Source organism: uncultured Ruminobacter sp. (assembly GCA_902764345.1).
Classification (GTDB): domain Bacteria; phylum Pseudomonadota; class Gammaproteobacteria; order Enterobacterales; family Succinivibrionaceae; genus Ruminobacter.
This window is the reverse complement of record CACWVT010000006.1, coordinates 53,355-67,614: the sequence shown is the minus strand read 5'-3', so window position 1 is coordinate 67,614 and position 14,260 is coordinate 53,355. Positions and strand designations below refer to the sequence as shown.

Sequence of the window (14,260 nt, the reverse complement as noted above, 5' to 3'; positions counted from 1 at the left end):
TTCGTTTTTAAAGAACTTTTTTCGTTTCGCTCTGTTCAGCGAACGATGTGTATTTTAGGTTTTTTATTTTTTTCGTCAACACTTTTTTTGATCTTTTTCCCAAAAAAGATATTTTTTGAATATTTTGTAATCAAAACAATCATTTTTTATTCACAGTCTGCCTCTTTTTTGCCATTTTGCCTTTATTCCCTGTTAATAAGTTACTTTCCATCTGTAAATCAAAAAGGATTCTTCCGCAGAAGAATCCTTTTTAAACACGGCATCAGCCCGGGTAATATGTTTCGTAATCCGTCAGACTACTTTTTACTTACCTTAAGTTCATCATTCTCATTAAGGTCTACCACATATGTGCTGTCAGGCATGAGGTCTCCCTTAAGAACGAGCTGTGCAAGCTGGTTTTCCACAACATCCTGAATAGCCCTTCTCAGAGGTCTTGCACCGAATACCGGATCAAAACCGATGTGGGCAACTCTTGATAACAGGTTGTCAGAGAACTCAACCTGGAAACCAGAACCTGCAAGACGGTCACTCAGACTCTTCAGATGGATTCCGGCAATCTTTCTGATGCATTCCTCATCCAGCGGATGGAATACCACCGTTTCATCAATTCTGTTCAGGAATTCAGGCTTGAAATGACCGCGAAGTACCTGGAACAGGTCACTCTTTATCTCCTCATAACTCTTATGACCGGTCTCCTCCTGAATGATTTCGGATCCGATATTTGAAGTCATGATGATCACCGTATTCTTAAAATCCACGGTTCTGCCCTGTCCGTCGGTAAGTCTGCCGTCATCAAGCACCTGAAGCAGAATGTTAAACACGTCAGGATGAGCCTTTTCAACCTCATCGAGAAGGATAACGCTGTAAGGACGTCTTCTCACTGCCTCGGTAAGATACCCGCCTTCATCGTAACCGACGTATCCCGGAGGAGCACCGACAAGTCTGCTCACGGAGTACTTTTCCATGAACTCACTCATGTCGATGCGGACCATGGCATCCCTGGTATCAAACATGAACTCGGCAAGAGCCTTGCAAAGTTCGGTCTTACCCACACCGGTAGGTCCCATAAACAGGAATGAACCGATCGGTCTGTTAGGATCGGACAGTCCGGCCCTGCTTCTTCTGATGGCATTTGCTATGGCGTCAACAGCCTCATTCTGACCGATTACCTTGTCATGAAGGGTGTTTTCCATATTCAGCAGTTTTTCCTTTTCTCCCGCCATCATCTTTGCAACAGGAATACCGGTCGCTCTGGAAACAACCTCGGCGATTTCGTTTTCGGTAACCTTGTTACGCAGAAGCTTTGGTCTGCTGTCGTCATTCTTGGCTTCAAGCTTGAGCCTGTTAACATTCTCAATCTGCTTTTCAAGAGAAGGAATTATGCTGTAACGCAGTTCACCCGCTCTTTCAAATTCACCCTTTCGCTGTGCGGTTTCACAGTCAAATCTTGCCTTTTCAAGTTCCTCCTTAAGATGCTGAACACCCTGCATGCTGGACTTTTCAGCCTTCCAGATTTCCTCGAGTTCACTGTATTCCTTTTCCTTCGCCTCGATTTCCTCGTTCAGGTTTTCAAGACGCTTCTTACTTGCATCATCGCTGTCCTTTGACACTGCCTGTTTTTCGATCTTCAGCTGAATAAGCTTTCGTTCCAGCTTATCCAGAGGTTCAGGCTTTGAATCAATCTGCATTCTGATACTTGCGGCAGCCTCATCGATAAGATCTATGGCCTTATCAGGGAGCTGTCTGTCAGTAATGTATCTGTTGGAAAGAGTTACGGCGGCAATTATGGCCGGATCGGTAATTTCAACATGATGATGAAGCTCGTATCTTTCCTGCAGGCCTCTCAGTATGGCGATGGTATCCTCAACTGACGGTTCTCCTACAAACACCTTCTGAAATCTTCTTTCAAGTGCGGCGTCCTTTTCGATGAATTTACGGTATTCGTCAAGTGTTGTTGCACCCATGCAGTGAAGATCGCCTCTTGCAAGCGCAGGCTTGAGCATGTTACCGGCATCCATGGCGCCGTCGGCACCGCCGGCTCCCACCATGGTATGTATTTCATCGATAAAGAGAATAACCCTGCCCTCTTCCTTTGCAAGAGCGTTAAGCACGGCCTTTAACCTTTCCTCAAATTCGCCCCTGTATTTTGCGCCGGCAATTAACGCACCCATGTCAAGGGACAGCAGTCTCTTGTTCTTCAGTCCCTCAGGCACTTCTCCCTTTACGATACGCTGTGCCAGCCCTTCAACAATGGCGGTTTTACCGACACCAGGTTCACCGATAAGAACCGGATTGTTTTTGGTTCTGCGCTGCAGCACCTGTATGGCTCTTCTTATTTCATCGTCTCTGCCGATTACAGGATCCAGTTTGCCTCTTTCGGCCCTTGCGGTAAGGTCAATGGTATATCTTTCAAGGGCACGGCGGTTGGATTCAACTTCGGCATCATTTACCTTCTCTCCGCCGCGAACCTTGTTTATGGCGTCATCAAGCTTTCCCTTGTTAATGCCGCATTTGGTGAAAACATCTCTTACGAGAGAATCTTCGGTAAAGGCAGCCTTAACAAAAAGTTCAGACGAAATAAACTTGTCCTGGTATTCCTTGGCAAGTCTTTCACTCTGATTAAATACCCTGCCGGTAGCCGGTGACATCTGAATGTTCGCGCCGGCTCCCTTAACTACAGGAAACTTTTTAATTTCTTCGTCAAGAAGTATTTTTACGGCATTGGCATCTGCCCCGCACAGCGTCAGAATGGCGGGAATGGAGCTTCCCTGCATGCTGATGAGAGCTTCTACGATGTGTGCAGGTTCTATCAATTGCTGTTCATTAACAACCACGAGAGAATTCGCATCCTGCAAAGCCTCCTGCAGCTGAGTGGTTAACGATTCTAATCTCATACTCTGTCACCTCTGTATTTTTTTATTCTCACACTTAAGACATGGTATCTTTTGATAAATTTTCAAGTAAAACGATAAAAAAATTATATTTTTATCGAATTTTATACAGGTGACCAAAAATCCTGCGGATAATAAAAAACGAAGTACGGAAAGGAACATGTCAGTAAATGCAAAATAATTTCCGGGACACGGAAATCGCATTAATTAAACGATGTCTTCCGTTATGTTTTCCGTTATGTTTTCCGTTATGTCTTCCTCTGCCGGAAAAGGAATTCGGAACCGTTATTAAGCTGATTACCGTGAATGCATGAAAATCCAAGAATAAATCTTTCACGGTAAAAGGAACTCAGGCATGAAATGAAGAGAATGAATTAAAAAAGAGAAAAAGTCTGCGTGAACAGAATACAGGACATGGCGACGGCCGCTGACAGTCTAACCTATCCATACAAGGCTTGCCATTCTTCCGGTGACGTGTTCGCGCCTGTAGCTGAAAAACCGGCTGCTGTCGCTATAGGTGCACAGTCCTGATGATATTACCCTGACTACCCCCATTTGCCTCAGCTTCTGACGTGCAAGCCCCGGCAAATCCGCAAGATACTTGATTTCACCGTTCTTTGGCGGACTCACGCGGAAATATCTGTCGCCGTCAGGATTACCGGAGCAGAAAGACTCACGGACAATCTCGCCGACCTCAAAGGCTTCAGGGCCTATGCACGGCCCCAGCCATGCCGTGATTTTCCCGGGATCGGTATTCATCTTCCTGACGGTATTTTCAAGAACACCGCCGGCAAGTCCGCGCCAGCCGCAGTGGGCAGCTCCCACCACCGAACCGTCGTCGGATGCCAGAAGGACGGGAAGACAGTCAGCGGTCATTATTGCCAGAGCAATTCCCCTGCTTCTGGTTACCGCGGCATCAGCATCCTGAGCCTTACCGTAACCATCATCCACCGTAACAACGTCAGTGGAATGAATCTGATTCAGCCACGCAATTCTTTCCACACCGGAGAGATCGGTGAGAAGCCGTTTTCTGTTCTCATCAACGTGCTTCGGGTCATCTCCGACGTGAAGGCCGAGATTGAAACTGTCAAACGGAGCCCTGCTTCTGCCGCATTTTCTGGTGGTAAAAGCCATATGAACTCCGGACGGCAGGTTCGCCGCCTCAGGATTTACGTTTATAAGACACTTCTCAAGTGACGGATTATCTGACGGAGTACTCATAAGACCGTTATCCCTGCCAAGCCCGGACATCAGAATCCCCAGACAATGTCATCCGGATGCTCTCTGGTATCCTCACGAAGCACCTCAACAAGTTCAATCATGTCATCAGGAACCGGAGCTTCAAAGGACAGCTCCTCTCCGGTAAACGGATGTACGAATTCCAGCTTGATGGCATGAAGAGCCTGTCTCGGGAAGGTATTTACGTAACGGGTAAATTCGGCTGACGCATTAGGAATGAATCTGGCTCTCTTACCGCCGTAAAGAGGATCACCTACCAGAGGATGCTTTATGTATGACATATGCACGCGAATCTGGTGGGTTCTGCCTGTTTCAAGTCTTAAACGAAGTCTTGAATGGGCTCTGAACTTTTCCATTACACGATAATGGGTTACGGCTTCCTTGCCGTAGCCTTCAGGTACAACGGACATCATTATTCTGTTGGTCTGGTGTCTTCCTATAGGCTCGTCAACCTCACCGCCTGCGGTCATGTGCCCGATGACCACTGCCTCGTATTCACGGACAACATCATGACGGGAGATGGCTTTTACCAGCTTGTGTACGGCTCTGATGGTCTTGGCAATAACCATTAATCCGGAAGTATCCATATCAAGTCTGTGCACAATGCCGGCTCTCGGAAGATTTATGCTCTCCGGATATCTGTACAGCAGTCCGTTAAGAAGGGTTCCGGTTCTGCGACCGGCACCGGGATGAACTGAAAGTCCGGCAGGCTTGTTTATAACCAGCAGATCATCATCCTCATAAACAATGTTGAGGGGAATTTCTTCCGGAATAAAATGATCCTCACTGTCAATAACCGCATTTATAACCACGCTGTCATTGGCATTTATTTTTTCTCTGGGAACAAGCACCGGTCTGCCGTTTACGGTTACAAGACCTTCCAGTATCCAGCCTTTCAGTCTGTTGCGGGAATAATCTGAAAAAAGCTCACTTAATGCCTGATCCAGTCTCATGCCGTGCATGTCTTCAGGAATGACGGAAGTTAATTCTATAGTCTGACTCATGTATAAACACCTCAAATTTTAGTGCATTCTAGCATATGCCGTCATTTATATGCATTCTTTTTGATTCGTCAGCAAAAATGCTTTCAAAATGTCCGCAAATCATTTCGTCTGAAAGGAATCCGAATCACCAATACCAAAGATTATCATCGCATTATCAACTATTGAATGAATATTGATTGGTTTTTGTGTATTATAATCAGAGCATTGCGCACAGGGTCGTCAGTCCCGCATCCGTAACCAACGGCCGTAAAAGGTCAGCGGAACTTTATGACTCTCTGAACATCAGATACTAAAGCCACCGGCCTGACCGTTGCGGACAAATTACTACGGAACGGCGTGACGTACCGGCGGATGGCCGCAATTACAGACGAACAATTAATCAAATCTGCCAGAATCAGATAATGGAAATAAAAAATGCTGAGCACTGCAAGTAAACTGGGAATTTCTATTTTAAGCATTATTATGATGACTGCCTGTTCATCCAAGAACAGAGATGTAATTCCAGACAAACAGCCGCATGAATTATATGTCGATGCATACAAGGCCATGGCCAGTGAAAACTACCACAAGGCCAGACTCAATCTTGAAGCCATCGATAACCGCTATCCTTTCGGTCCGTATGCACATCAGGTTCAGCTGAACCTTATCTACACCTACTACAAGGACAGAGAAAACGAACTGGCCATTGCGGAAATAGACAAATTCATGCGTCTTAATCCGTCTGATGAACACATCGACTACGTTCTCTACATGCGCGGTCTCACCAATCTTCAGAAAGCAACCGACAGATTTCTGGATCTGCTCCATATCGACAATCATGAACGCGACATGGCGTATTACGAAACCGCATTTAAGGATTTCAACAGACTGTATACCTCATATCCTAACAGCCTGTATGCGGCAGACGCCTATGCCCGCATGATATTTATCCGCAGCATGCTTTCAAAACACGAAATGTCAGTCATAAAATACTATTACAAGAAGCAGGCCTATATATCTACGGCAAGACACTGTCAGAAACTTATTCTGTCATATCAGGGAAGCGACGAAACCAAGGAAGCGCTTCAGTACCTGATAAAAAGCTATCAGCATCTTAATCTGACCGACGCCGCAAACAACACTCAGCGTCTTTATGATCTTAATTTCGGCAAATAACCGGACACTTCAGAAAAGCTGCCACTGACTGAAATCGGGCACGTTGCGGCAGTTCGATGCGACGGTAATTATGTAATTTGATTAAAAAACCCGGAGTTCATACTATCAGTGCTCCGGGTTTTTAATCTTTATTTTTAAGTAATCGGAAAAATCTCTTACATGTTTGAAATTTTCATGATTAGGCGTTATCAGGGTTTTACCTCACGGACTATCCCGTTAGGCAGCAGGATTACCTTGCCCACGGTATGACCGCAACCGATTACGGCATGAGCCTTGGCACCGTCCTTCAGAAAGAAGCTCTCTGAAATATGCACCTTCAGTTCTCCGTCCGCAATCATGTCAAGCATCTTTTTAAGCTGAAGCTTGTTGTGCTTGACCACCATTCCGGCCACGTTGATAGACATGTCGGTGGCGGCAAGTCTGACTGCCTGATAAGTTATTGTGGGAACAGAAACCATGGTGGCATTAAGCTTCAGAAGAGACAGATTATTGATTGCGCTCTGTCCGCCCACAAGATCTATGAACAGATCAGCCTCACTCTGCCATTTAAGACATTCCTCGTTGTCATATTCGGCAACGGCATCCGCTCCCAGTCCCTTTACGAATTTGTGGTTTTCCTTGGAACATATGCCGAGAACTCTGGCACCGGCATTTTTTGCAAGCTGAACGGCAATGTGTCCGACACCGCCGGCAGCAGCGGAAATGATTACGGTCTGCTCAGGCTGTAAATGACCGATGTCAAAAAGAGCCTGATATGCGGTAAGACCTGCCAGAGGAAGAGCTCCGGCAACCTTAATTCCGCAGCCTTCCGGAATCTTTATGAGTTCGGATGTCTGGAAGTTATTCACGGAACTGTACGCACCGCCGTTCAGCGGAAAGCCCACAAGACCGCATACCAAATCACCCTCCTGAAAGTCCTCACAATCTTTGGGAACCTTCACGACTTCGCCGCTCATGTCAAAACCGATGGTCCAGGGAAATCTTTCCCCTCTGGTCTTTGCGGCAAAACTTGTACCCTGACGGATTTTTGTATCTATGACATTCACGCCTGCAGCTAAAATCCTGACCTGGACTTCATCTTTTTCCGGTAAAGCAACTTCAGTGCTGTCATTAAAAACCAGATTTTCCACACCGCCGTAGGCACGGAGTTCTAATGCTGACATAAAACTTCCTATTTTCTTGTCATAAACACGGGACATGCTCATTCTACATTATTTTATATTCAATAAAAAACAGATTTACGTCATATCAATGACGTACTACACAATACCTGATAATATTCATTATTACTGATACCGCACCGCCCCTCATGACGTTCCCGGATAAAAAATTTAACAAAACTCAAAACAGTCGGTTAAAATATCCGGAGTTTCATCAAAAAAGCAATCAATCACACATCGATAACGCAACAGACAGAATATACTAATTATATGAGTAATCAAGATTCAGACACCTTCGTATACAATCCGCCAATGGAACCGTTTCTGGAGGTTCTCTATGAAGATACCGACATTATTGTCGTAAACAAGCCCAGCGGACTGCTGAGCGTTCCCGGAAAAGCAGCGGAACATAATGACAGTATCCTCAGCCGTGTCAGAAGAGACAGTCCGGATGCGGCGGCCGTGCACAGACTTGACATGAGCACTTCAGGCATTCTGGTTGTGGCCAAAAACAAAACTGCCGCCGGACGCCTCGGCAAGCAGTTTCAGGAAAGAAAAACCCACAAGACCTATTTTGCCTGGGTCGGCGGAGTTGTGGAACAGGATGCGGGAGTTGTTAACAAACCTCTGTGCGTGGACTGGCTGAACCGACCTCTGCAGCGCGTCGATTACGTTAACGGGCGCGAGGCCATCACCAATTATACGTGTCTGAAAAGGGAAAATGACAGAACTCTGGTAAAACTGCAGCCGATTACCGGCAGGTCTCATCAGCTCAGAGTTCATATGATGGTGCTGGGACATCCGATTCTCGGAGATCATTTATACGCGCCTCCTGAACTCAGGGATATGGTTCCGCATCTGCAGCTCCATGCTGGGTATCTGTCTTTTTACCATCCTGTTACCAATGAACTCATGGAGTTTACCACCTTACCGCCATTTGACATTCCGGATGACGTAAAACTGTTTTAAACTCCAGACTGTGCTTCACCGGAACATATTATGTGGAGATGAACCATGGATAAGGAAATAACTTTTGCCATTGCATATGATTTTGACGGCACCCTCAGCAATCACAACATGCAGGAATATGATTTTATTCCCAAGCTTGGCTTAACGGCAGAGGAATTCTGGAAGGAATCATCGATAATCGGTACAAGACAGAACGCCGACCACATCCTGTCATACATGTACCTCATGATCAAGAAGGCACAGGCTGCGGATCTCCCAATCAGAAGAGAGGATTTTGTAAATAACGGGAAAAAAATCACTCTCTTCCCCGGTGTTGAAACCTGGTTCGACCGCATCAATTCCTTTGGTAAAAGCATAGGAGTTAACGTGGAGCATTACATCATATCATCTGGGCTTAAGGAAATAATCGAAGGATGTTCCATCAACGGAAAATTCAAAAAGGTCTTTGCATCCAGCTTCATGTATGATGCCAACGGAGTAGCCTGCTGGCCGGCACAGGCAATTAACTACACCACCAAAACCCAGTATCTTTTCAGAATAAACAAGGGAGCCCTTGATGAAAGTGAAAACAGTACCGTCAACAGGTATATTCCCGATGAACAGCGTACGATTCCCTTCAACAGAATGCTGTTTATAGGTGACGGTTCCACTGACATTCCATGCTTCAGGGTAATGAATAATCTCGGCGGACACTCAATTGCCGTATATGATGATAAGAATCCGAACGGCAAGAACAGAGTAAGGGACATCTGTGCATCAGGTAAGAGAGCCTCCCTCATATTCAAAACCGATTATTCCGAGAACTCTCCAATCGAACACGCCGTTAAATCAATTTTAACGAAGGCCGTATCGGAGGCCGAAATACTCGAACTCATTCAGAAGACCCGTGAGGAATTCGGCATCGCTCCCGACTGATGCCCCTGCCCGGAACTGATATGAAAAACCCGTTATCAATCCAATCATGTGATCAATAACGGGTTTTCTTTTAGTGTCCCCGTGAACTTCCGTTTAGGAATGCCCCTTACGCCCAAAGGCTAATGTCAGAGACTCTCATAATGCTTTTTCAGAATGTCGTACGCCTTCTGAATAACCTTGGTCTTCTCGGAATAAAGCTTAATCATGTCGGGGCTGAGTCCGCGGGAGACCAGACGATCGGGATGATACTTCTTCATCAGCTTGTGATATGCCGAACGCACATCGTTAATGTTGGCCTTCTTGTTCAGCCCGAATACCTCAAGAGAGTTGGACACTTCATCATGAGGCACGTATCCTCTTGAGTAACCGTTGTTGGAATATCTGGCCTCTTCATGCTTCTGCCTTGTTCCCAGAGTGGAGATGAAGTTTTCGAATTCACTTATGGCCTTGTTCTGTCTGATGTACCTTTCAAGCTTAAACAGCGGTATGGCCATCCTTTCGGCAACGCGGGTCAGACGATTCTTCTCCTCAATGGACATTACGCCGTCAATGAAAACAACGTAAACAAGAAACTCGATAAGACGGTGACGGTAAACATCGTCATCATTTATGGCAGCCCTGAGTTTGACGCAGGTATCAGTAGGATCGAAACCGACGGTGCGTCCCAGATTGAACTGCTCTTCAAAAAAGGCCTTATCCTCCTCACTGTCAGCAAGATCATCAAGCCTTTTCAGTATCTTTTCCAGCTGGTTTGGTCTGGCTCTGGAATTGTGTGAAATATAACCGGCCAGAATAAATTTTGAAGCATTGAAAATGCGTTTCTGCTCTTCGGTATATTCAGGTCTTTTGTTTGCGGGATTGTACTTCTTATCCAGTGCGGCTCCTACAGCCCATGCCACGCCTACAAGAATCATGGCCGGCATCGGAGTGTCAAACATGAAATAAAAGGATATCACGGCAGTGATAACGGTAAGAACAAGAGTAAAGGCTCTCTTTGCCACCTGATTCACTATATCACTCATTTATGCCTCCGCCTTATTCATTTCCCTGAGACGCAAATCAAGACTGCCAAGTCTTTCCGGAGTGCCGACATCACACCAGTATGCCTGCAGATAACGTGCAAGAAGCTGTCTTTCGGCAATCCACCTGTCAAAATACGGCTTAAGCTTTGCCCTCTCGTCAGGAATATCCCTGAAGGCCTCCGGTCTGTATACCGCTATTCCGCTGAAGGTCAGTTCCCTGTCAGATGCCAGATATCCGTCCCTTATGCTGAAATCCCCTTCAGGATGAAAATCAGGATTGTCAGTCAGATACAGACATCCCAGCGCATCCCCGAGTTCCGTCCTGACAAGCTCACCGTAGTCCAGTTCACAGTATACGTCACCGTTAACCACGGCAAAAGGCTCGTCACCAAGAAGATGAAGTGCATGTCTGATTCCTCCTGCCGTCTCAAGACCTCCCGGCTGTTCCGGAGAATAACTGATGTGCACCCCGTATTTTTTTCCGTCTCCCAGACGTTCCTCTATGAGGTTACCGAGCCAGGCATGGTTTATTACCAGTTCCGTAATTCCGACATTTTTGAGCTTTTCGATATGATATTCAATCAAAGACTTATCATTTACCTTAAGTAAAGGTTTTGGGGTGGTATCGGTCAGCGGACGCATTCTTTCGCCCCGGCCGGCAGCCAGAATCATAGCCTTCATATTTACAACCCTTATTGCTGATGATTATTTTTGGGAATTATCGGTAACAGTCAGGAACTTAACTGACACAATGGCTTTTACTGCATTTTAATCCCAAACATAAAATTAACCTACAACTTAAACGGGAAAGTCTGATTATAGTGTGTTCATGACCACATTTAAACGCTTTATAAACAGGACAGAAACGTTTTTCAGACGTTGGGTTCCGCGGAACCATCCATAGTCCTGAAGGTACCGCGGATCGTTTAAGAAAGATTAAGAAGCCTTAAAACTGCTGCAGGAATTCACCAGATCGGCAAAATCCGGATTATGGCGGCCGTATTTTTCAAAAAGGCCTGCCAGATCGGACAGTTCAGGGTACATTCCGCAAATCATCCGGATATTGTGGATAACCCTCGGAATGTACTGCAGATATCCGTTCTTTCCGTCACGGAAATACAGTCTGCTGAATATACCCACGCATTTATACAGTCTCTGCAGAGCAGTGATGTATACGGCTCTTCTGAATTCATCAAAATCCACTGAATCACCGAGAACGCCTGTTTTCCGGACTTCATCCATAAAAGCCTTTATTAAAAAGGTACGATCCTCTTCGGAGAAATCACGGTAGCAGTCGAATATCAGTGAGGCAAAATCGTAGGTGAGCGGACCGAGAACGCTGTCCTGAAAATCAACAAGGGCAAGCCCGTCTCCGGAAAGCATTATGTTTCTGCAGTGAAAATCACGATGCATGAATACCTGTGGCAGACTGAGATTATTGGAAATCATTATTTCAGCAGCATCCTTAACGATCTTCCCGTCATCAGACGTAAACGTGACTCCCTGAGCTTTGCGGAAATACCATTCAGTTCCAATATCGATTTCTCTCAGCATGAATTCACGGTCGAACGGAGGCAGGCCTGAGGCCCCTGCTCCTGCAAGACGAGCCAGAAGTTTTACGGCTCTGAGGCACAATGGCATGCTTTCTTCCGCATTCATATGCTTGGACATGGTCTCGTTGCCAAGATCATCAACCAACAGGAAGCCGTGCTCATAGTCTACGGAAAGAACCTTCGGCACCCTTATGCCGTTACTCAGATAAAGGGCGCTCAGTTCAACAAACTCTCTGTTCTTTTCTGTTGCGGGAGGAGCATCCATAAGAATCCCCTCGTCCACCCTGTAGAATTTTCTGAAGGAGGCATCACCGCTAATCATTACCGGAACCGAAACGTGGTTTGCTGACAGGCTTTTATACCATGCTGTCAGAGCTTCAAGTCTGCTGGTGGACATCTTACTTTTTCCTAAACATTAAATCCCACACGCCGTGGCCGAGTCTCTGGCCTCTTAATTCAAATTTTGTAAGCGGACGGAAATCCGGTCTCGGTATATAGGTATTGTCGGCGGACAGGTTCTCGATACGCTCATCGGCACTCAATACCTCAAGCATCTGTTCCGCATAATTTTCCCAGTCGGTTGCCATGTGAATAATTCCGCCGCATCTGAGCTTAGGCATAATCAGATCCAGAAATTCTGGCTTTACGATTCTTCTCTTGTGATGACGGGCCTTATGCCACGGATCCGGGAAAAACAGCTGAAGAGTATCAATGGATCCGTCCGGAATCATATTGTTTAATACTTCAACGGCATCGTGGTGCACAATTCTTAAATTGCTTATGCCCTTATCACGGATATCTGCAAGACATGCACCGATTCCTGGGGTATGAACCTCAATTCCGAGAAAATTGCGTTCAGGAGCCTTAAGAGCCATTTCAACAAGAGACTTGCCCATGCCGAATCCGATTTCAACGGTAAGCGGAGCCCCTTCACGGCCGTATGTTTTATCGATATCGAGCCGGCTTTCTTCGTACTCAATGCCCCATACCGGCCACAATTCCCTGAGAGCTCTTTCCTGACCTGTTGTCAGACGGCCTTCTCTTAAAACATAACTTTTAATTCTTCTGAGATGAGGAACTTCTTCTTCAATTACATTTTCCATAACTATTATTCTGCCTGTTAATAAATTAATTTAATTCTGCCGTCATGTGACATTGGGATTCGGACTGCGGATATTATACATTATGATTCGTCTAATACACACAATTGCAGATTATACGATATGCGGCTTTATTCCCGAAACAGTTTGTGGCGTGATGCAGGGGCCCGTTTCCCGATCAGTCACCGTTCTGCGTCCTTCCACAAAAAAGGCCGCAAATCAGTGATTTGCGGCCCTGTCCGATTCAACCTTTTTCTTACTAGATAAGGCTTAAATCCTGCATTGCACTCTTGATTTCAGACTTGGTCTGAGCGGAAAGAGGCATTACAGGCAGACGGCATTCCTCAGTGCACAGTCCGAGCAGTGAACATGCATACTTGGCTCCTGCCGGGCTTGGTTCCTTGAACATCAGCTTGTGAAGACGCATGAGGCTGTCCTGCTTTTCACGAGCTTCAATGTACTTACCTTCAAGAGTAAGAGCCTGAACTTCGGCAACAAGCTTTGGAGCAACGTTTGCGGTTACGGAAATAACACCGGTACCGCCGGCAACGTTGTAACTTACGGCAGTGGCATCTTCACCGGAGAGCCATACGAAGTCCTTTCTCTTAATGAGCTGTCTTTCAACCCATGGTCTTGCCAGATCACCGGTAGCATCCTTGATGCCGATTACGCGAGGAAGCTCGGCAAGCTTAGCCACGGTTTCAGGAAGGATATTCACAACTGCTCTGCCGGGAATGTTGTACAGAACGATAGGAATATTGGTTTCGTCATGAAGCTTCTTGAAGTGGGCATAGAGGCCGTCCTGATTTGGACGGTTGTAGTAACCGGCAACGTGCAGGGTTGCATCGGCACCAGCCTTTTCGGCAACCTTGCTGTATTCAATGGCTTCAACCGGATTGTTAGAACCAGCACCGGCAATGATGCTCATTTTACCCTTGGCGATTTCTGCCGTAATTTCGATAACACGGCAGTGTTCTTCAGGGGTAAGGGTAGGACATTCACCAGTGGTACCTACCGGAACAATGCCATTGGTTCCCTGTTCGATGTGCCACTTAACAATATTGCGGAGAGCAGCTTCATCAAGTTTTCCGTCCTTGAACGGAGTAATAAGAGCAACTATTGATCCATGGATCATTCTTCTAATTTCCTTTGCTAAAATTATCAACAAGCCGGCTTTATTATACTCCGAAGAGAAATAATATTCGATTCCAAAATCATTTCTTTCCCGGCTTTTATTTCACTCAGCCCTTGA

The 14,260-nt window shown here is 46.0% G+C and carries 12 protein-coding genes; 3 read left to right on the top strand and 9 right to left on the bottom strand.

Annotated features, from left to right (window positions below):
• Positions 1-296 precede the first annotated feature (296 nt).
• The 3 genes from clpB to rluD form a co-directional block, all read right to left on the bottom strand.
• Positions 297-2,894 carry an ATP-dependent chaperone ClpB gene (gene clpB, locus QZU58_RS02450; RefSeq protein ID WP_294494492.1) on the bottom strand — a complete coding sequence of 866 codons (2,598 nt, stop codon included), beginning with the start codon at positions 2,892-2,894 and terminating at the stop codon, positions 297-299.
• A 432-nt stretch (positions 2,895-3,326) separates the two neighbouring features.
• Entirely contained in the window at positions 3,327-4,142 is an 816-nt protein-coding gene (pgeF, locus tag QZU58_RS02445; RefSeq protein WP_294494490.1) for a peptidoglycan editing factor PgeF, read from the bottom strand.
• Positions 4,142-5,134 carry a 23S rRNA pseudouridine(1911/1915/1917) synthase RluD gene (rluD, locus tag QZU58_RS02440; protein WP_294462743.1) on the bottom strand — a complete coding sequence of 331 codons (993 nt, stop codon included), beginning with the start codon at positions 5,132-5,134 and terminating at the stop codon, positions 4,142-4,144. The genes pgeF and rluD overlap by 1 nt, the downstream gene beginning before the upstream one ends.
• A gap of 414 nt (positions 5,135-5,548) precedes the next feature.
• On the opposite strand from rluD, the gene QZU58_RS02435 reads away from it, so the two are divergent.
• Positions 5,549-6,289: an outer membrane protein assembly factor BamD gene (locus QZU58_RS02435; RefSeq protein WP_294462745.1), complete on the top strand. Its 741-nt coding sequence runs from the start codon at positions 5,549-5,551 to the stop codon at positions 6,287-6,289.
• 188 nt (positions 6,290-6,477) lie between these two features.
• Here the strand turns inward: QZU58_RS02435 and QZU58_RS02430 are convergent, their stop codons facing one another.
• A complete protein-coding gene (locus QZU58_RS02430) occupies positions 6,478-7,452 on the bottom strand; it encodes an NADP-dependent oxidoreductase (RefSeq protein WP_294494487.1) in 975 nt (324 codons plus the stop codon).
• A 267-nt stretch (positions 7,453-7,719) separates the two neighbouring features.
• Here QZU58_RS02430 and QZU58_RS02425 point away from each other — a divergent pair, with 267 nt between their 5' ends.
• The gene (locus tag QZU58_RS02425) at positions 7,720-8,418 is read left to right on the top strand and encodes an RluA family pseudouridine synthase (RefSeq protein ID WP_294494485.1); all 699 of its coding nucleotides are present in this window, start codon (positions 7,720-7,722) and stop codon (positions 8,416-8,418) included.
• Positions 8,419-8,463: 45 nt separating this feature from the next.
• Positions 8,464-9,333: an HAD family hydrolase gene (locus QZU58_RS02420; RefSeq protein WP_294494483.1), complete on the top strand. Its 870-nt coding sequence runs from the start codon at positions 8,464-8,466 to the stop codon at positions 9,331-9,333.
• Between the two features lie 125 nt (positions 9,334-9,458).
• Here QZU58_RS02420 and QZU58_RS02415 read toward each other — a convergent pair whose 3' ends face one another.
• The 5 genes from QZU58_RS02415 to dapA form a co-directional block, all read right to left on the bottom strand.
• Positions 9,459-10,355 carry a DnaJ domain-containing protein gene (locus QZU58_RS02415; RefSeq protein ID WP_294494480.1) on the bottom strand — a complete coding sequence of 299 codons (897 nt, stop codon included), beginning with the start codon at positions 10,353-10,355 and terminating at the stop codon, positions 9,459-9,461.
• On the bottom strand, positions 10,356-11,036 hold the full coding sequence (gene murU, locus QZU58_RS02410; protein WP_294494477.1) for an N-acetylmuramate alpha-1-phosphate uridylyltransferase MurU: 681 nt from the start codon (positions 11,034-11,036) through the stop codon (positions 10,356-10,358). It abuts the gene before it with no gap.
• 255 nt (positions 11,037-11,291) lie between these two features.
• Complete coding sequence (locus QZU58_RS02405) at positions 11,292-12,305, bottom strand: phosphotransferase (protein ID WP_294494474.1); 1,014 nt, start codon at positions 12,303-12,305, stop codon at positions 11,292-11,294.
• A gap of 1 nt (position 12,306) precedes the next feature.
• Positions 12,307-13,020 carry a tRNA (guanosine(46)-N7)-methyltransferase TrmB gene (trmB, locus tag QZU58_RS02400; protein ID WP_294494495.1) on the bottom strand — a complete coding sequence of 238 codons (714 nt, stop codon included), beginning with the start codon at positions 13,018-13,020 and terminating at the stop codon, positions 12,307-12,309.
• Positions 13,021-13,267: 247 nt separating this feature from the next.
• The gene (gene dapA / locus QZU58_RS02395) at positions 13,268-14,143 is read right to left on the bottom strand and encodes a 4-hydroxy-tetrahydrodipicolinate synthase (RefSeq protein WP_294461168.1); all 876 of its coding nucleotides are present in this window, start codon (positions 14,141-14,143) and stop codon (positions 13,268-13,270) included.
• Positions 14,144-14,260 lie beyond the last annotated feature (117 nt).